Raw genomic sequence first — 18940 nt, 5'->3', positions numbered from 1 at the left:
GCTATAAGGAGAAGGAGGTTGGTGTCATTGGTTCACGTTGAGCCTATGTGGATTGAAGATCAAGCATTTACTTTTACTCAGGTTGATTTACCGAAAACCACTTTACTCATTATATCAAATGACATCGGATACATTATGTGCGGAGCGTTAGATGTTGATTTACTAAATGAAAAATTACATGATCGAAAAATCGTAGCAGGTCGTGCGACAGGCGTACGTACCCGTGATGAGTTATTGTATGCGCCTTTGCAAAAGGTAACCAAGTATGCGGAAGAGAAATATGGCTGGTATGATGGGATCATCGGCAAGCAAGCACTATTGGCATTGAAATAAACCTTAACACCCCTTACTATTTTAATACATGCCCCCTCTAGTCAGAGCATATATTTGACTAGAGGGGGTTTTCAAGTGCGTCTAGTCAAACCAAGAAAAATAAATCGTAGAAAGCCAAAGACGTTAAGTCAAATCCTCATGTTGACTTTTGTGGCATTTGTTATCGCTATTTCCATATCCGTTTGGATTATAAACAGAGGAATTGAACCTACACTTATTGAGATCGCCGAAACTAAAACGAATCAATTTGCCCGAGAAGCCATTAATGAAGCTGTTAGTAAAAGAATTGCCGATGATTTAGATGCAGAAGAATTGCTAAATATAGAAACGGATGATGAAGGGAATATTGTTTCGATTAATTGGAATTCGGTTGTAGTAAATCGCGTGTTAAGGAATACAACATTTAGGGTGCAAAACTTCTTAAAAAGAATTGAAAGAGGAGAGATTACACCTGAGGATACGTTAAATTTTGACTTAGATGACGAAATTATCATTCAAGAAGATACGGTTGATGAGCATCGTGCCATTGTTAGAATTCCGATTGGTCAGGCAACGGGGAATGCGTTATTGGCAAACCTAGGCCCTCAAGTTCCAGTGCATTTTCGAGTGATTGGAGATGTACAGTCTGATGTTGAAAGAAAGATCACGGAATACGGGATAAATAATGCCCTCATTGAGATTGATATACATATTCAAGCTAATGTTCAAATAGTTATTCCGTTCTCGACTAAAACGACTGTTGTTGAGACAAATGTTCCAGTTTACGTGGGTGCAGTTCAAGGGCGAGTTCCTGATTTTTATAATCAAGGAGCAAGTGATTCGCCAGATGTTTCGATTCCATTTGACAATGACGATTTACAAGATTAACGTGATTGTGATATGATATCTTTTGTGCGAAAAAGAATATAAGTATAACCTTATCAATCGATGAGGTAGAGGAGCATTTAACAAGAGTAGCGTATGTGAGGATGACAACAGTGATCATGCGTAAAAGGGTTAAATGCCGAAGTATTCATCTAGTCGAAGAGATGTATACTGGTGTATATCTGAATAAGGTATATACTCTCGCGCGTGCTTAAAAATGCGGGGAGCTACTGATCGAGAAAGAAACCGAACTTGTGAAGTAATGGTAGATTTCTCTATCATTACTTTTTTTTTGGCTCAGATCATACTAGTTAGTGAATGTTATGGAATTATTTAGTAATGTTTGGTAAATAATTAACATCTAATAGTATTAAGAGTCATATATCGGGATTCTCGAAATTTTTACGAAGGAGAGAGGACACATGGAAGGAACAATTTTGTCTTTACTGCCACCTTTAGTGATGATTATCTTAGTCCTGTTAACGAGAAAAGTACTATTATCACTAGGTGCAGGTATTATTGTAGGTGCTTTTATGATCGACTGGTTTGATCCTTTAGCATCACTAGAACGTATTTGGTTATCATTTCAAGAATTATTCTATGCTGGAGGGGAATGGGACATCTGGAGTATTCAGCTTGTTGTTTTTCTATTACTACTAGGTGTATTAATTGCATTTCTTACAGCAACAGGAGGAGCTAGGGCGTTTGGAAATTGGGCCGTAAGCCGAGTAACAACAAGAAAAGGCTCACAGTATACAACAGGTGTTTTAGGTTTAGGTATCTTTATTGATGATTATTTTAACAGTTTAACGATTGGACAAGTTTCTCGCCCAATCACGGATCGACAAAAAGTATCGCGCGCTAAATTAGCTTATATTATCGATTCCACATCAGCTCCAGTTACGGTATTAACACCAATTTCGAGTTGGGGAGCTTATATTATCGGAATTATTGCCACAGTTATTGCAACAAATGAGTTAACCAATCTGCAAGCATTTGAATCATTTATGAAAATGATTCCATATAACTACTATGCTATTGCTGCGATTTTATTGGTCTTTTTATCTGTGTACTTTAAATTGGATTTTGGTCCGATGAAAAAACATGAAGTTCGAGCAGAGAAAACAGGAGATTTAATAGACCCAGAAAACGCTGATGTACCTGGCGATTTAAAGGGTGGAGTGATTGAGAATACAAGTGGTCAAATTTATCATCTGCTGGCGCCAATTTTAGTGTTATTGGTTACAACAATTACCTCGATGATTATTACTGGAATTCAGGCAAGTGACGATGAGATTACTGCTGTTACCATCTTTGCCAATACTGACGTCAATTACTCATTAGTATTGGGTGGTGTGTTATCGGTTCTAACCGCTATCTTATTATATTTCTTACAATCAGGTGAGAAAACGAATTTCTTTAAGGTTACTTGGGAAGGCTTAAAAGCTATGCTTCCAGCTATTTATATCTTGGTTCTAGCTTGGATGATTGTCACGATAATTGGTGACATTGGAACTGATCAATATTTAGTTGGAGAATTAGAGAGAATGGACTTCAATGCTTCATACTTGCCATTACTAATCTTTATAGTTGCAGGGCTTATGGCATTTGCAACAGGAACATCTTGGGGAACATTTGGTATGATGCTTCCAATTGCCGGTTCGATGGCAGTTGCTCTTGATGTGACTTTATTTATTCCAGCATTAGCTGCTGTACTGGCCGGTTCTGTTTTTGGTGATCACTGTTCACCAATATCAGATACATCCGTCCTGTCATCAACAGGTGCAGGGTCTAATCATATTGACCACGTTCTTACACAGATCCCTTATGCATTAATTGCTGCCTTATCAACAATTGTCGGGTATTTAGCCTTAGCGTTAACTGGTTCATTAGTAATAGGATTAGTTATCACTATTTCAGTCTTAATCGGATTAGTCTTGTTAATAAAAAAATTAATATAATGTCGTGTAAACTGCCCTATAAGTCATTAGAGCTGACTTGTGGGGCAGTTTTTATCTTGGTAAACAAGCTGTATAAGTACAATGTTTAATCAATGACTGATTCTCATTAAAAAGCCCTAAAAAAATATAATTAAATATTCCTAAAATTTTGATGAAAGCCTGTCGGATTTGCTTAGTTTTTGTTAAGATAAATAGTGTTCTTTCTCGCTAATCATAAAAAAATGTGACATTTTAACTATAATTTTCGAAATCTTCCGATATAAAGCTTGAAAAAAAGTATTCGAAAAATTATAATAAAACAAAATATTAAATATAATTAGGGAGAAGGGGTTGGTACATTATCAAAATGAATACAAGCAATTAAGAATCAAATGTACCAAAATACAAAAGAATTAGAAAGGGGAATATGAGATGCAAGGACGTGAACAATGGGGAACAAGGATTGGATTTATCTTAGCGGCCGTAGGTTCAGCTGTAGGTTTAGGTAACATATGGCGTTTCTCCTATGTATTAGGAGAAGGTGGAGGATTTGCTTTCTTATTAGCTTATATACTATGTATTTTCTTAATTGGTTTACCAGTCCTATTGGCTGAAATTACAGTTGGTCGTCGTGGTCAATCTGATGCTATAGGTTCCTTTGAAAAAATTGCACCAGGTAAAGGATGGAAACTAGCTGGTATTTTAGGTGTTTTATCCGGTTCGTTAATCTTGACGTTCTATGGTGTAATCGCTGGTTGGGTATTCTATTATTTCTTTGCCTACTTAACTGGAACTGCTGGTGGTGTAGGAGAGGGTGAATATACAGATTTCTTCCTCAACTTTATCGGTAGTAGTGTAGGACCAGTTTTTTGGCAGATCCTATTTATGGCTATTGTAATCGGAGTCGTTTACTTTGGTGTTAAGAAAGGTATTGAGGTAGCCAATAGACTCTTTATGCCTCTTTTAGCAATCATTGTTGTTATCTTGGCTATTTACGGATTAACTATGGAAGGTGCTGGTGAAGCTCTAAACTTCATGTTTGCGCCTGATTTTGGTCAATTAGGTAATATGGATGTATGGGGAATGGCAATTGGCCAGGCATTCTTTACATTATCATTAGGTATGGGTGCTATGATTACTTACGCATCATATTTACCTAAAGAGTCAAAACTTCCAAGTGCAGCAGGGAGCGTAGTTGCTCTTGACACGCTTTTTGCTATCTTTGCTGGTTTAATGATTTTCCCAATTGTCTTTACTTTCGGAATGGATCCAGGTGATGGTGTAGGGCTATTGTTTATGACTTTACCTGAGGCCTTTGGACAGTGGGGTACTGGTGGTACAATCTTTGGAGTGTTCTTCTTCTTCTTAGTTGGAATTGCGGCACTTTCATCTGCGATTTCATTATTAGAGGTTGGAGTCTCTTGGGCTATGCGTCGTTTTGATTGGAGTCGTCAAAAGGCAACACTAACAGCTGGTATTATTATCACTATTGTTGGTATTCCTTCTGCTTTATCACAAGGTGCTGTTGGTTTCTTAAGTGATATTCCACTACCAGGTGGTACATTCTTGGACTTTGTTGATGTTATCACTGACCAATATACATTAGCGCTTGGTGGTATGATTACAGCTCTATTTGTTGGATGGGGTTGGAATAAGGTCGAAGTTCTACGTGAGACGGGTCTTCAAGATACCACGATCGGTACTCTTTGGATCTGGTTCTTAAGAGTAGTTGCTCCACTAGGTATTCTATACATCGTTTGGAATAACTTCTACAACATGTTTATCGCAACAGAAGAATCATTAAGTTACTTCGTCTTACATGTCCTACAATATTTCTTATAATACAGAAAGCTTGTGAGCCGAAGTTAGCTCACAAGCTTTTTTTACTCAAAATCCCATCTTTTTAGATGTGGATAAGGATCGAATGCCCATTCGTGCTTACCATTATCCCTGTACATACCGTAGTGTAAATGTGGTGGGAATTTCCCAGATGTTCCTTCTGGTCCATATCCTGATGAACCGACATAGCCGATAACATCACCAGGTTCAACAATCGATCCTTCTTCAATATCGTTCTCAAACCCACTCAAGTGTGCGTAATAGTGGTAAACATTATCCGTATCGCGAATTCCAACTCTCCATCCTCCATAGCGATTCCATCCTTTAATTTCGACTATACCATAAGAGACCGAACGTACAGGGGTTCCGTAAGAAGCGAAAATATCAGTCCCTTCATGAATACGATTACCACCATATCCACGACCAGCCCCCCATGTTGATTGGAAAGAGTAATTATGGTATCTAGGGATTGGAAATACTCGTTTATTTAAGTCAACTGATTCAAAATGTCTAAACAATTTAGCGTATTGGTTAATTAATTTGGCTGCTTTTTCACGGTCATAATACTCTTCTAAAATTTCATCGTAAGTATGACCTCTACTTAATTGTTCAAACAGTTTAGTGCCAACTGTGTATAAAACGTCTTCGTCATTTTGATCATCAGCAAAGCCGTTTCCATTTCCGTCTAAGCCAGATCCACCAAATAATTGAATCGTCTTTTGTAAATGGGTAGACTCAGAATCAAAAGCAAGTGAACCGTACCACTCCTCATCGGGTACCTGTATACCCGTAAGGCGAGTGTCCGGAAAGTCATTAACATTTCTTTCGTATTGATCAATAGCGGCTAAATAGTACCAAGGTATGTTCGTTAATGTTTCTGTTTTTTGATAAAGATCTAGGCGTAAATCATACTCGCTTAATTCTTCCTCAGCGTTGTCATCTGATTCTTCTTCAGCATTTATATCAATCGATTGACAAAATAAAAAAGAACACACTAATACAAGCATGAATAACCAAGATAGTGGACGATGTTTGATATAATGTAGTTTCATGAACGGTATTCTCCTTTTCTGGTTCATACTTAGTTTTATTGTGTTCACATTTTTAAAAATCATGAGAGCAACAATTAATGAATATATGGTACACTATGGATAATTGAGGTGATAATGAATGGAGATACAGGGTCAGCAATATAAAATAGTACATAATTATCGTGACGGTTTTCAGGAGGAAGCAGTTAACGAACGTTTCAGTGATATTTTAGCGAAATATGATTATATCGTAGGTGATTGGGGCTTTGGGCAATTAAGGTTAAAAGGATTTTATGATGATCAAAATCCCAAAGCTACTTATGATACAAAAATTTCTACGCTTGAGGATTATTTATATGAGTATTGTAATTTTGGCTGCTCGTATTTTGTTCTTAAACGAATCGATGAATAAATGACCTGAATAGCCGAAGAGCTATTCAGGTCATTCTTTTTCTTCATCCTCTAGCCCTTCGTGATGTGGGAAATCTTCTGGTTCATGGGAAGTAGGATATTGTCTTGGCATATCTTCGTGTAACTGTTTGTTTTCATAGTTAAATGCAGACTGATGTCGCCGTTTAGGATCGTCATCTCTGGCTTGTAACGGCTCATCTTGATTAATTGGCGTCCCATAAGTCCCTTCAGGAAACTCCTGTGGGATTTGGTAATTCTGTTGGACCTCTACATCTGCAAAGTCGTCATTTTTTTTACGTTTAGCCATTTGGTCACCTCCATTTCCCTAATGTAATGTTGTTTCTTCGTCAAAAACGTTTGTTAAATACTCTTGAAGCTCTTCTGCCTCGTAATTGTTCAAATGTAGGAAATGGCAGAAGTAATCAATGTCCTCGATGTCTCTATCATGGACTTCAGTATAACGTGAACGCTGTAAATCGATTATTAAGCTTTTATCCTGTTGTTGATCACTTTTGACAATAGCTATGTCATAGCGCCTAGAATCTCCCATAAAGCTAACATAGCGAATTTGTGCCTGTTCAGTTTGATCTGACAGGGTCCTGTTCATCATAATGACATTCAACTCCTAATGTTTAATCGTTAATAGTTTGCCACATCATTCTAAAGATATGAGTTATAGTTATCATAAAAAAATATGATAAACTAGACGGAGAAAAGGAGTGATGATCATGTATTTTGTTGAGCAGGAAAAAATAGATCAGACGTTATCTTATATGGATCAGTTATTAAAAACTTATAAAGAAGAACATTTTTCATCAACCAAAGTTCATCAACTTGCATTAGAACGAATTGCGCAGATGACCATTGAGTCGATTATTGATGTTGGTAACATGATGATTGATGGTTTTATCATGAGAGACCCAGGGAGTTATGAGGATATTATCGATATATTAGTGGATGAGAAAGTCATTGATGCAGAAGAAGAAGGAAGTTTTAAAGCGATTATTGGCCTAAGAACAATGCTTGTTCGTGATTATAGTGAGATTAATCATCAGCTTATTTTAGACCAATTGAATCAACACCTTGAAACCTTGGAAAACTTCTCACATCAAGTACTAACTTATTTAGAAAAAGAGATGGGTCCAATAACAGCATTTAAAAAAAGAGCCGATGAATAAGGAGTTATAAGTATGAAACGATATCAAGCGTATTTTATTGATTTAGACGGGACGATGTATCGAGGTAATGATCCTATCCCTGAGGCAAAAGGCTTTATTGAACGTTTAAAGGAAAAGCAAATTCCGTATTTATTTGTCACTAACAATTCCTCGAGAACACCGGAAAGAACTGTTGAAAAATTGGCTTCGTTTGGAATAGAGGCAGAAGTTGGTCAAGTATTAACACCATCAGTTGCAGCAGCTAATTACATTAATCAACAAAAGGAGAATGCAACCGCATTTGCGATTGGTGAGATTGGGCTAACAAGCGCGTTAGAGGATTTAGGAGTGGAATTGACCGATCAAGATCCAGACTATGTCGTTGTTGGAATTGACCGTCATAATACATACGACAAATTAAAACGAGCTTGTTTGCATATTCAAAATGGAGCAACATTTCTTGCAACTAATCCAGATATTCGTGTGCCAACAGAGCAGGGGCTCGTACCCGGTAATGGTGCATTTGTTAACTTGATTGCAGATGTATCTAAGACTGAGCCAATTGTAGTAGGTAAGCCTGAACATCATATGATTCAAGTGGCTCTTCGTCAGCTAGACATTGAACCAAGTGATGCGATTATGGTAGGGGATAATTATCAAACAGATATTCAAGCAGGTATACAAGCTGGGTTAGATACTCTACATGTTGAGACGGGAGTAACCTCTAAGGACGATTTAAAACAGTATGACATTCAACCAACGTATTCTGTCACTACGTTGGCTGAATGGACTGTTTAACCTTAGGAAGTTAATCATCTTCCACCTCATGATCTTGACTATGTGCCAGGCGACTAGAAGCGGCAGCTGCAATTGCACCAACAATATCGTCTAAGAAGGTGTGACAACCATTGGATTTATCGTTTAAGTCTTTTAGGATGCCTGGCTTTAATTTATCGATGTAGCCATAGTTAGTAAATCCAATTGACCCATAGACATTAATCACAGAAAAAGCGACAATTTCATCGACACCGTAAAGTCCTTCGTCATTTTCAATGATCGTTTGTAACGGCTCAGTTAATTTCTTTTCTTCAGCTAATCGATCGATTTCGATTCCAGTAATAATCGCGTTTTGTACTTCACGTTTCTTTAACACTTTAACAACGTTGTCATAGCACTCTTCTTTAGATAGGTCATCATGATATTGAGATTGTAGATAATATACGAGTTCGGTCATGTCATTTAATGTCACACCACGCTCTTTTAACAGTTCTAAAGCCACTTTTTCTAAAGTGTCCATGTCATAACCCTTTCTGTTTCAAAATTTTAGACTAATGTATTTATATTTGATTAGCCCAGTATTTGTTATATTGTACGATTAAGAAAAGAAAATGCAATTGATTATTTTGATAAGAGGTGAAGAATTATGGGAAAGCCGTATATATTTATAACTAGAAAAATTCCAAATCATTTGGTTGAGAAGTTGAGAGATCAATATGAAGTAGAAATGTGGGATTCTGAAGAAACAGTCGTTCCAAGAGAGCTCTTACTTGAAAAAAGTCGACATGCGTACGGGCTTCTTACGATGTTAACGGACTCGATTGACCAGGAGTTATTTCAACAAGCGCCTAATTTGAAGGTCGTTGCCAATTTAGCAGTTGGTTACGACAATATTGATCTGGACGCTGCCCAAAAGCATAATGTCGTGGTTACAAACACTCCTGATGTGTTAACTGATACAACAGCTGATTTGACGTTTGCACTATTATTAGCAACGGCCAGGAGAATTCCAGAAGCAGTTGATTATGTAAAAGCGGATCAGTGGACTTCATGGGCGCCTTACATGCTTGCAGGGTCTGATGTTCATCATAAAACAATTGGTATTGTAGGAATGGGAAGTATCGGAGAAGCTATTGCGAAGCGTGCGACTGGGTTTGAAATGGAAATTTTGTACCACAACCGTTCACGTAAAGAAAAAGCAGAACGTGAGCTAGGTGCCAAATATGTCTCATTTAATGAGCTCTTATCTCAGTCTGATTTTATTGTTTGCATGACACCATTAACACCGGAAACCAAAGATATGTTTAATAAAGAAGCCTTTAAAAACATGAAAGATGGTGCCATTTTTATCAATAGCTCACGTGGTGGAGTCGTTAATGAGCAAGATCTATATGAGGCGCTTAAAGATGGTGATATTAAAGCAGCGGGATTAGACGTCTTCAAGAATGAACCGATTCGCAATGATCACCCACTGTTAAGTTTAGATCAAGTCGTTGCTTTACCACACATTGGTTCAGCAAGCTTAGAAACAAGAACAGAGATGATTAAACTAGCTACTGAAAATATTATACGAGTCTTAAATGGAGAAACGGCTTTGACACCTGTTTACGGTTAAAATGTGGGAAATACGGTTAATTTTTTTGAAATACAGTTAAACTCCAAGAAATACAGTTAATTGGCAAGAAATACGGTTAAAATCACAAATTTACGGTTAATTGGATCAATAAAAAAGGAGCTGGACGAACCAGCTCCTTCTTAATTAATTATTTTATTAAAAAATTTGTTCTACTTCTTTTACCCCTGGAACTTCTGCAATTAATGCACGTTCTATACCGGCTTTAAGAGTGATGGCTGAGCTTGGACAATTACCACATGCCCCTTTTAAGCGAAGAAGCACGATGCCATCGTCAACATCAACTAATTCAACGTCGCCACCGTCTCTTAATAAAAATGGACGTAATTTACCTATGACTTCTTGTACCTGTTCGAACATCGCTAACCTTCCCCTTTCCTAATTTATATTATAATTAAAAATCGAGTAAAAATCTATCCACACGAAGTGATTTTTAAATTATTGAGAACTATTATCATTGTACCTTGGACCGATTGTTTTGTAAAATGTAATTAGTCAACAATGATGTTAAAAATATATATTGAATAACGTTAGGGGGATTCAATTGGGGAAACAGGTTGAATTAGTCGTTTATGGGGCAGACGTGTTGTGTCCTAGTTGTGTTAATTTACCAAGTTCTAAGGAACAATATGAATGGTTGCAGGCAGCCATTTCCAGAAAATATGGTCATGACCATGTGAAATATAAGTATGTCGATATTTACGAACCACCAGAAGAGGAGCCTTATCACCATTTTGCTACACGAGTAATCGAAGAAGACATGTTTTATCCTGTCGTTTTAGTTGAGGACGAAATCGTTGGTGAAGGAAATCCTCGTTTAAAAACCGTTTATAATGCTTTAGAAAAACGTGGAATTAAACCCGACACATCAACATAATTGCAAGCCAATAAGTGGCTATGCTAGCATATTTGCAGGGTTCTAAGAATTATTTAAAAGATGAGACCCGAGGAGTGTACCAAATGAACCCAATCATTGAATTTTGTGTTAATAATTTAGCTAGTGGATCACAAGAGGCGTTTGAGAAGTTAGATCAAGACCCAGACTTGGACGTTATTGAATATGGGTGCACGAGTCATTGTGGCATCTGCGCTCAAACGATGTTCGCCATTGTTAACGGTGAATGTGTTACAGCTGATTCACCGGATGAACTCGTAGAAAAAATATACCAGCATTTAGAAGAAAATCCATTATTTTAATAGTAAAGAATGAGGTTAGATCATGAAAATCCCTTTCACGAAAATGCACGGTTTAGGTAATAGTTATATTTATATAGATGGTTTTAAACATCATTTACAGGAAGAAGATTTACCAATTATAGCTAAAAGGGTCTCGAATCCTTATACGGGGATCGGATCAGATGGGCTCATTTTAGTTTTACCATCAGATGAGGCTGAAGTTAGAATGCGAATTTTTAATAAAGATGGCTCAGAGGCCATGAATTGTGGAAATGGCTTAAGGTGTGTGGCTAAGTTTGCTTACGAGCATCAATATGTGACTGAGCGAAAATTTACCATTCAAGCCAATTCCGGAGTAGTAGATGCAGAAGTACACGTTAATGAGTCTGGTCAAGTAGATAGTGTTACCGTTGATATGGGAGAGCCGATCTTAGAACGTGGTGAAATTCCAATGGTTACAGTTGAAGGAAGTCCAAATGACTATGTAATTAGTGAACCCTTTCAAGTGATGGATTCAAAACAATTTGTGACAGCTGTATCTATGGGGAATCCTCATGCTATTTTCTACGTTGATAAAATTGAAGAGGCGCCTATTGATACACAAGGGCCAGAAATCACAAGTGATTCACGTTTTCCTGAAAGTGTTAACGTCGAGTATGTTGAGGTTGTTAATCAACAAGAGTTAAACTTCAGAGTATGGGAGCGAGGCTCAGGAATTACACAAGCCTGTGGAACGGGTGCCTGTGCTTCAGTGGTAGCCTCCGTTTTAAATGGACACATGCAAAAAGGTGATGAAGTGACCGTTCATTTAGAAGGTGGGGACTTATGGATCACTTGGTTAACTAATAATCACGTTCTCATGAGAGGACCGGCAACCACTATTGCTGAAGGTGAGTTTTGGATAAGGTAACTTAATTGAAGCTCACCGTTTAAGTTTGTATACTGAAAGTAAGGGAGGTTTTACCGAATGGCTATTAATTTAACTGAACAGGCTAATTTACAAGTTAAAGAAATGATGAAAGATGAGACAGCAGAAGAAGTTTACTTACGCTTCGGTGTTAAGGGTGGAGGCTGCAGTGGACTATCATATAAATTAGGTTTTGACTACGATGTTAAAGAGACGGATCGTTTGTTTGAAGAGGATGGAATCAAAATCGTTATTGCTGAGATGGATATTCCGATCATTGAAGGAACAACCATTGACTTTAAGCAAAATATGATGGGTGGCGGGTTTACGATTGATAATCCCAATGCCATTGTTTCTTGTGGATGTGGCTCATCGTTTAAAGCACCTGGTGTTGAAGGAACACCAGAAAATTGTTAATGGACTTATCGTCACTTAAATAAAAGGTTGCATTTCAAATGTGGTGGCGTAGAAATTTTCACCATCCACTTATACTTTATATATAGGGTTAGGACAAAATCAATTTGTAGTCCGTAGTTGAGCGTTATAAATTCTTGGTGTGCTCTAATGCCGCTTCATCAAAATGCTTCGCTTTCCGTGGGCACGGCTTCAGCTAACTTGGGAAGAAAAAGCACTTCCCAAGTGGATCTTCAGCTCGTGCTGTTCCCACAGGAGTCTACGCATTTTGATTCCACTTAGGTCGCTCATCTGACACACAATTTACTATGTGTCCTTGACTTGATTGCTTTGTCCTCCCCTTTGTTATTATGTTATTGGTGTTTTGGGGCGAGGAGGCCTGAGCCCTGCCCAAAGTAATAGTCCATTGGAAGCGAGTCAAAAAACGGTTCATTCACCACTTCTCAACATGACTGTTGTAACAATAGACCTCACCACATTGACTATAGAGCCAAACAAAATAGAAGTAATAAGCGTTTCGCTAGGAAAAGAAAAAAGGTGGCAGGTTATTTTATCGAATAAACCTGTCACCTTTTGATTAATCATTAAACATATGAGTTGAGTGCTTCGGCTGAACTTTTGTACCCGGGTTCATACGAGCCATCGCATTATTAACAGCAGTTGGCCCCTCACCAAATCCAGAAGCAATAAGTTTTACCTTACCAGGATAAGTGATAATATCACCTGCACCGTAAATTCCTTCAATATTGGTTTCCATTCTTGTGTTAACAACAATGTCTTGCTTCTCTAATTCTAATCCCCATTCTTTAATCGGTCCTAATGAGGAAACAAATCCAAAATTAACAATAACATCGTCAACGTCAACTTCAAGCACTTCTTCTTCTTTTGGCTTTTGTAGAATCACTTTTTCAACCATATCTTCCCCCTCTAAACCAGTAGGAACATAAGGTGTTAAGATTTCGACTGAAGAGTTTTCTAACTGTACTACACTGTGCTCGTGTGCGCGGAATTGTTCACGTCTATGGACAATCATCACTTTTTCAGCAATCGGTTCAAGCATTAAAGCCCAATCAACTGCAGAATCGCCGCCTCCACAAATTAACACTTTGCGATCGCGAAAAGATTCCAAATCAGTAATGAAATAGTGAAGGTTTTTCCCTTCATATTGTTCAGCTTCTTTAATTCGTAACTTTCTAGGTTCAAAAGCTCCATTTCCTGCAGTGATAATGACAGACTTAGCGTAGAAAGTATCTTTATCTGTTGTTAACTTAAACAGGTTGTCCTCTAACTTTTCAACCGATTGGACGGATTGCTCTAAGGTAATGGTTGGGTTAAAGGGTTTTGCTTGATTATATAAATTATCGACTAGCTCTTGGGCGCTGATTTTTGGAAAACCTGCTACGTCATAGATATATTTTTCAGGGTAAAGAGCTGATAATTGACCACCAATATGTGGTAAACTTTCGATTATCTGAACATCAGCTTGACGTAATCCACCGTAAAAGGCAGTGAATAGACCAACAGGGCCAGCGCCAATGATTGCTATATCTCTAACATTTTCACTCATATCGATTCCTCCAACTTCCTATAAATTCAATAAACACCATGAGATATTATAACATCATATGCATTGAATATTAAATATTTTGTACACTATTAATAAGAAAGTAAATGGTAATTGTCTGAAACATCAGAAATCGGTTAAAGGGTTGAAAAATAATATAAAAAGTTCTATGATTGATTTTAGGTGAACTTTTACGTTTTTTTGACAATTTATTTAGGTAATTACGTGAAGAAAATCACAAAGTTCTTTATTCTTATGCAAAAATTTATGGATGGATGTGATGTGAATGGATAAGCCAAGTATTGTTGTCTTAGGTGCAGGTTACGGTGGTATTATGACAACGATTAAGCTTCAAAAGGTGATAGGTGTTAATGAAGCTGACATTACATTAGTAAACAAGCATGATTACCACTATCAAACAACATGGTTACATGAAAATGCAGCAGGTACGTTACACCATGATCGTACACGTATCCCAATTAAGGATGTTGTTGACTTTAATCGTGTGAATTTTGTCCAGGATACAGTTGAATCAATTGATCCTGAACAAAAGAAAGTCATCTTAGAAGATGGCGAGCTTACATACGATTATCTCGTTATCGGGTTAGGTTTTGAATCAGCTACTTTTGGTATTGAGGGACTAGAAGAACATGCGTTTACGATCTCAAACATTAATAGTGCACGCTTAATTCGAGACCATATTGAGTATAATTTTGCTCAGTATAATAACGAAGATGGAGATCGTCAAGACCTTATTACGATTGTTGTAGGTGGAGCAGGATTTACAGGGATCGAATTTATCGGTGAAGTCGTTAACCGTGTCCCTGAGCTATGCCAAGAGTATGATGTTCCACGTGATCGTGTACGAATTATTAGTGTGGAAGCTGGTCCAACAGCTTTAGCAGGCTTTGATGAAGAACTTGTCGAGTATGCGATGAATCGTTTAGAAGAAAAAGGTGTCGAATTCCGTTTAGGCACGATGATTAAGAAGTGTCATGAAGATGGAATCATTGTTGAAAAAGATGATGAACAAGAAGAAATTAAGTCTAAGAACGTCGTATGGGCAGCTGGTGTTCGTGGTAACTCAATCGTTGAGGAATCTGGATTTGAAGTTAACCGTGGTCGTGTACCAGTTCGTGGTGATTTACGTGCTCCTGACTACGATGATGTATTCGTTGTAGGGGATTGTGCAGTGATCTTTAATGAAGAGACTGAGCGTCCATATCCACCAACAGCACAAATCGCTATGCAAATGGCTGATACAGTCGGTCATAACTTAAAGCAGCTACTTAACGGTGGCGAAGACTTTGTCGACTTTAAACCTGATATTAAAGGTACAGTAGCTTCATTAGGTCACACAGATGCTATTGGTGTCGTTTTTGATGACAAGAAGCTATACGGCCGTTCTGCATCAGTTATGAAAAAAGTGATTGATAACCGTTACCTAGTAAAATTAGGAGGAGTTGGACTCCTACTGAAAAAAGGTAAACTAGATATGTATCACTAAGAAACAATTAAGTTTCACAAAAATGGCAAAGGTAGTTGATGCAACTACCTTTGTTTTTTATTTTGTTTAAGGTAAAATGATTGAGGGTGTGGACTGTCTTATTATAGGAGGATTACATATGGGGATCATTCAAGTATTTGTTCTCTCATTGTTGTTTTTTGTATTGTTTTTCGGAATCGGCTTTATTTTAAATATGTTATTACGTTCTACATGGGTGATGGCTTTCATCTTTCCTTTGATCGTCATTTTAATCGTTGATGATGTTCCAATGACTGATTATGTAACCTCACCGATTACAGCTTTTCCGGCTTTATGGGCTGATTTATTAGCCTTACAATTTGTTGATGTCTTTATTCTAATGACAGGCTTTATTGGTACAATCGTGTCTGGTATTGTCATTCGAATTCTAAGAAAGAAAGGCTATCAAATGTTTTAAAATAGAAAAATATGTTGTGTTTGTGTATAAAAGTTTCTGATAATGGTTACGCTTTGTGGCAAGAGGTGTTCGCAATGAGTAATCGAATTAGAAACTTTTCTTTTGTTTTAATAGGAGTTATTTTAGGGTTATTAATCTTCTCCTATTTTTTAACGAACTCAGTGCATAGTGAAGAAACGAGAGTAACGACAGAATTGCCTTTTAAACAGGCGATAGCATTAACAGATAAATCAAGCGAGTGGTATGAACAAGTACTGGAAGATAAAAGTGATGATGTTGATTTAGCATCAGCTGAAACTGAAGTAGCTTTCCGGCAATTCCCGACTAAAAAAGTGGTTGCGACCGGTTATACAGCTGGTTATGAGTCAACGGGTAAAACAGAAGACCATCCACATTATGGGGTGACTTATTCTGGATTAGAGGTTCAACGTGGTGAGTTATCAACAATTGCTGCAGATCCTAACGTATTTCCTTTAGGAACTGTCTTGTACGTACCTGATTATGGGTATGGAATTGTCACAGATATAGGTGGAGCTATTAAAGGGAATAAAATTGATTTATATTATGATTCGGTAGATGAAGTCTTTAATGAATGGGGTAAACGTGAAGTAGACGTTTATGTCATTGAAGAGGGTAATGGACAAGTCACTGAAGCTGATGTTGCTTATTGGGAGCAGGCTGTCACTTCAGAAGCGGTCGCTGTTACAGGAGAACGTAATGAGTAGTGATATAGATTAAGCCCACAACCAATTAATGATGGTTGTGGGCTTTTTTTCTATTAAAAACTTTAAAACATTGCATAAGCGAAGATAGCTAATAGTATTCCGGTTAATGCACCAAAGAACACTTCAATAGGTTGATGACCAAGAAGTTCTTTAAGCTCTTGTTGTTTTTCGCTTTCCTCTTTTTCAGGCCAACTTTTCGCATCATCAACGATCCTTTGGAAATCTTTTACTAGCTGATTAAGGATCGTAGCATGTTGGCCAGCGTGTCGACGTATTCCTGTTGCATCATACATAACAATGATACTTAATACGCAAGATATAGCAAAATAAGGAGAGTCAGCACCATGTTCAATGGCAATAGCAGTCGTTAAGGCTGATACAGCAGCAGAATGACTGCTTGGCATTCCTCCTGTACTAAAGGCCAGTCCTAGATTGATTTCTTTAGTTGCTATAAATTGAATCGGAATTTTAATAACCTGTGCAAATATAACTGCAAATAAAGCAATAATCAAAGGTGTATTATTTAAGATCTCCATATAATTGCCGTCCTTTCTCTCTAATACTAATGATACCCTAAATAGCGACATTGAAAAATGGCAAAATCCAAATTTCCTAAATAATTATTTCGATATTTGAAATAATCTGTTATGATAAATAATAATTATGTGGAGGTGTGAAGAATGTTTAATCTATTAAATAAAAAAGTAACAGAGCATCAAACAGAAGCATTGATTGTCGGGCTTTTTGAAGAAAATAAAGAGGGACAATCAGAATATCAACAGCTAAATGATTCACTAAATGGCCAGTTGGACGACTTGGTTAAAAGTGGAGATATATCTAATCAATTTGGGAAAATTTCTAAAGTACATACATTAGGGTCAATACCCGCTAAAAGGTTATATCTAATCGGGTTAGGTAAACGTTCGGAATTAACGGTCGGTTCCTTCAGAAAAAAAATCGGGCCACTATTTAAGCAGCTGTCTAAGGATGGAATCAATAATGCGTCATTAGCATTAGATAGTTTGATTGCTATTAATGAAGAGCAACGTTTAAATTATATTGAAGCTATTGGTGAAGCGATTGCAATAGCACCACACCAATTGGAAACATATCATACGGATCGTGAAGAAGCTCCAGTATATTTGACTAATTTAGATATGATCAGCGAAGAGGAATCAGGGGTTGCTCAGGCAGCAGATACGGGTTATGCCTTAGGAAATGGTACTAATATCGCTCGCCATTTAGTTAATTTACCTGCAAACCTGTTAACGGCTCGTGACCTAGCAGCCTTTGCCGAAAATATTGCGACAAAGCATCATTTTGATATCGAGATATTGGATAAAGAAGCAATTGAAGAGTTAGGTATGGGAGCTCTACTTGCAGTTAATCAAGGTTCTCATGAGCCACCACGATTTATTGTCATGAAATATCAAGGAAAAGATCAATGGGAAAGTCCTGTTGCTTTTGTAGGAAAAGGAATTACGTTTGATACAGGTGGTTATTCCATAAAGCCGAAAGATGGCATTGTTGGGATGAAAATGGATATGGGTGGAGCTGCGTCTGTTATTGGAGCTATGGATGCAATTGGCCATATCAAGCCAAATGAAAATGTTATGGCTTTAATCCCGGCTACTGATAATATGATTAGTGGACATGCTTTTAAACCTGATGATGTGATTGTCTCGATGAGTGGAAAGACAATTGAAATTCGCAATACCGATGCTGAAGGTCGTTTAGCAATGGCTGATGCGGTAACTTATGCTAAACAAAACGGTGCAGCTAAAATCGTTGATATTGCCACTTTAACAGGTGGGGTTGTGGTTGCATTAGGTGATCAAGTGACAGGTGCTATGACTAATGATGATCAGTGGTATGAAGAGATTCAAACTGCATCAGAACAAGTCGATGAACCTATTTGGCAACTTCCATATTTAGACGTTTACAAAAAGCAAGTGGCAACGAGTCATATTGCTGACATAAATAACTCACCAGGTCGCAAGGCGCATGCGATTTTAGCAGGTGCCTTTGTTGGAGCATTTGCCGAGGACACACCTTGGGTTCACTTAGATATTGCCGGTACAGCAATGGCTGAAGCTGAGCACGACCTTGGACCAAAAGGACCTACTGGTGTAATGGCACGGACATTAGCAAAAACGATCATAAATGCTAAGTAAAGTTAAATCCCCTAGTTCATGTATTGAACTAGGGGATTTTTTGATCACTAGT

Annotated in this window: 23 protein-coding genes and 1 riboswitch; of the genes, 16 read left to right on the top strand and 7 right to left on the bottom strand. The window is 37.6% G+C overall.

Annotated features, from left to right (window positions below; translation table 11 throughout):
- The first annotated feature begins 27 nt into the window (after positions 1–27).
- The 4 genes from HWQ49_RS05455 (at position 28) to HWQ49_RS05440 (ending at position 4979) form a co-directional block, all read left to right on the top strand.
- Positions 28–333, top strand: a complete 306-nt coding sequence (locus tag HWQ49_RS05455; protein ID WP_188206929.1) for a YunC family protein — start codon at positions 28–30, stop codon at positions 331–333.
- 75 nt (positions 334–408) lie between these two features.
- Positions 409–1200: a sporulation protein YunB gene (gene yunB, locus HWQ49_RS05450; RefSeq protein ID WP_188206596.1), complete on the top strand. Its 792-nt coding sequence runs from the start codon at positions 409–411 to the stop codon at positions 1198–1200.
- A 58-nt stretch (positions 1201–1258) separates the two neighbouring features.
- Positions 1259–1435, top strand: a riboswitch (Lysine riboswitch).
- Positions 1436–1619: 184 nt separating this feature from the next.
- Positions 1620–3158, top strand: a complete 1539-nt coding sequence (locus HWQ49_RS05445; RefSeq protein WP_188206595.1) for a Na+/H+ antiporter NhaC family protein — start codon at positions 1620–1622, stop codon at positions 3156–3158.
- A 411-nt stretch (positions 3159–3569) separates the two neighbouring features.
- Positions 3570–4979, top strand: coding sequence for a sodium-dependent transporter (locus HWQ49_RS05440; RefSeq protein WP_188206594.1), 1410 nt, complete (start codon positions 3570–3572; stop codon positions 4977–4979).
- Positions 4980–5020: 41 nt separating this feature from the next.
- On the opposite strand, the gene HWQ49_RS05435 is transcribed toward HWQ49_RS05440, so the two are convergent.
- Complete coding sequence (locus tag HWQ49_RS05435) at positions 5021–6028, bottom strand: M23 family metallopeptidase (protein WP_223155042.1); 1008 nt, start codon at positions 6026–6028, stop codon at positions 5021–5023.
- Between the two features lie 118 nt (positions 6029–6146).
- On the opposite strand from HWQ49_RS05435, the gene HWQ49_RS05430 reads away from it, so the two are divergent.
- Positions 6147–6419: a YutD family protein gene (locus HWQ49_RS05430; protein ID WP_188206593.1), complete on the top strand. Its 273-nt coding sequence runs from the start codon at positions 6147–6149 to the stop codon at positions 6417–6419.
- Positions 6420–6449: 30 nt separating this feature from the next.
- Here the strand turns inward: HWQ49_RS05430 and HWQ49_RS05425 are convergent, their stop codons facing one another.
- Together HWQ49_RS05425 and HWQ49_RS05420 are read right to left on the bottom strand one after the other, a co-directional pair.
- Entirely contained in the window at positions 6450–6725 is a 276-nt protein-coding gene (locus tag HWQ49_RS05425) for a cytosolic protein (RefSeq protein ID WP_188206592.1), read from the bottom strand.
- An 18-nt stretch (positions 6726–6743) separates the two neighbouring features.
- Entirely contained in the window at positions 6744–7028 is a 285-nt protein-coding gene (locus HWQ49_RS05420; protein WP_188206591.1) for an SAV0927 family protein, read from the bottom strand.
- 118 nt (positions 7029–7146) lie between these two features.
- Between HWQ49_RS05420 and hepT the strand changes: the two genes are divergently transcribed.
- Entirely contained in the window at positions 7147–7596 is a 450-nt protein-coding gene (gene hepT / locus HWQ49_RS05415) for a type VII toxin-antitoxin system HepT family RNase toxin (protein ID WP_188206590.1), read from the top strand.
- A 12-nt stretch (positions 7597–7608) separates the two neighbouring features.
- Positions 7609–8373, top strand: coding sequence for a TIGR01457 family HAD-type hydrolase (locus HWQ49_RS05410; protein ID WP_188206589.1), 765 nt, complete (start codon positions 7609–7611; stop codon positions 8371–8373).
- Between the two features lie 10 nt (positions 8374–8383).
- Here the strand turns inward: HWQ49_RS05410 and HWQ49_RS05405 are convergent, their stop codons facing one another.
- Positions 8384–8872: a phosphatidylglycerophosphatase A family protein gene (locus HWQ49_RS05405; protein ID WP_188206588.1), complete on the bottom strand. Its 489-nt coding sequence runs from the start codon at positions 8870–8872 to the stop codon at positions 8384–8386.
- 126 nt (positions 8873–8998) lie between these two features.
- Between HWQ49_RS05405 and HWQ49_RS05400 the strand changes: the two genes are divergently transcribed.
- On the top strand, positions 8999–9967 hold the full coding sequence (locus tag HWQ49_RS05400) for a 2-hydroxyacid dehydrogenase (protein ID WP_188206587.1): 969 nt from the start codon (positions 8999–9001) through the stop codon (positions 9965–9967).
- Positions 9968–10123: 156 nt separating this feature from the next.
- Here the strand turns inward: HWQ49_RS05400 and HWQ49_RS05395 are convergent, their stop codons facing one another.
- Complete coding sequence (locus tag HWQ49_RS05395; protein ID WP_188206586.1) at positions 10124–10345, bottom strand: NifU family protein; 222 nt, start codon at positions 10343–10345, stop codon at positions 10124–10126.
- Positions 10346–10529: 184 nt separating this feature from the next.
- Here HWQ49_RS05395 and HWQ49_RS05390 point away from each other — a divergent pair, with 184 nt between their 5' ends.
- The 4 genes from HWQ49_RS05390 to HWQ49_RS05375 all read left to right on the top strand — a co-directional run bounded on the left by HWQ49_RS05390 (position 10530) and on the right by HWQ49_RS05375 (position 12485).
- Positions 10530–10862 carry a YuzD family protein gene (locus HWQ49_RS05390; protein ID WP_188206585.1) on the top strand — a complete coding sequence of 111 codons (333 nt, stop codon included), beginning with the start codon at positions 10530–10532 and terminating at the stop codon, positions 10860–10862.
- Between the two features lie 83 nt (positions 10863–10945).
- Positions 10946–11182, top strand: coding sequence for a YuzB family protein (locus tag HWQ49_RS05385; RefSeq protein ID WP_188206584.1), 237 nt, complete (start codon positions 10946–10948; stop codon positions 11180–11182).
- A gap of 19 nt (positions 11183–11201) precedes the next feature.
- Positions 11202–12071 (top strand): diaminopimelate epimerase, encoded by an 870-nt coding sequence (gene dapF, locus HWQ49_RS05380; RefSeq protein ID WP_394810763.1) that lies wholly within the window; start codon positions 11202–11204, stop codon positions 12069–12071.
- Between the two features lie 57 nt (positions 12072–12128).
- Entirely contained in the window at positions 12129–12485 is a 357-nt protein-coding gene (locus HWQ49_RS05375) for a HesB/IscA family protein (protein WP_188206582.1), read from the top strand.
- A gap of 574 nt (positions 12486–13059) precedes the next feature.
- On the opposite strand, the gene HWQ49_RS05370 is transcribed toward HWQ49_RS05375, so the two are convergent.
- Positions 13060–14049 (bottom strand): NAD(P)/FAD-dependent oxidoreductase, encoded by a 990-nt coding sequence (locus tag HWQ49_RS05370; RefSeq protein ID WP_188206581.1) that lies wholly within the window; start codon positions 14047–14049, stop codon positions 13060–13062.
- 283 nt (positions 14050–14332) lie between these two features.
- Between HWQ49_RS05370 and HWQ49_RS05365 the strand changes: the two genes are divergently transcribed.
- From HWQ49_RS05365 to HWQ49_RS05355, 3 genes are all read left to right on the top strand, one after another.
- Positions 14333–15553: an NAD(P)/FAD-dependent oxidoreductase gene (locus HWQ49_RS05365; RefSeq protein WP_188206580.1), complete on the top strand. Its 1221-nt coding sequence runs from the start codon at positions 14333–14335 to the stop codon at positions 15551–15553.
- A gap of 118 nt (positions 15554–15671) precedes the next feature.
- Positions 15672–15989 (top strand): YuiB family protein, encoded by a 318-nt coding sequence (locus tag HWQ49_RS05360; protein ID WP_188206579.1) that lies wholly within the window; start codon positions 15672–15674, stop codon positions 15987–15989.
- A 74-nt stretch (positions 15990–16063) separates the two neighbouring features.
- Positions 16064–16714: a 3D domain-containing protein gene (locus HWQ49_RS05355; RefSeq protein ID WP_188206578.1), complete on the top strand. Its 651-nt coding sequence runs from the start codon at positions 16064–16066 to the stop codon at positions 16712–16714.
- Between the two features lie 62 nt (positions 16715–16776).
- Here HWQ49_RS05355 and HWQ49_RS05350 read toward each other — a convergent pair whose 3' ends face one another.
- Positions 16777–17250 carry a divergent PAP2 family protein gene (locus HWQ49_RS05350; RefSeq protein WP_188206577.1) on the bottom strand — a complete coding sequence of 158 codons (474 nt, stop codon included), beginning with the start codon at positions 17248–17250 and terminating at the stop codon, positions 16777–16779.
- A gap of 144 nt (positions 17251–17394) precedes the next feature.
- On the opposite strand from HWQ49_RS05350, the gene HWQ49_RS05345 reads away from it, so the two are divergent.
- Positions 17395–18888 (top strand): leucyl aminopeptidase, encoded by a 1494-nt coding sequence (locus HWQ49_RS05345; RefSeq protein ID WP_188206576.1) that lies wholly within the window; start codon positions 17395–17397, stop codon positions 18886–18888.
- Positions 18889–18940: the final 52 nt, after the last annotated feature.

The sequence above is a fragment of the Alkalibacillus aidingensis genome (assembly GCF_014595945.1).
GTDB classification, from domain to species: domain Bacteria; phylum Bacillota; class Bacilli; order Bacillales; family Alkalibacillaceae; genus Alkalibacillus; species Alkalibacillus aidingensis.
The sequence above is the reverse complement of the archived record's forward strand: the minus strand, read 5'-3'. Positions and strand labels throughout refer to the sequence as shown.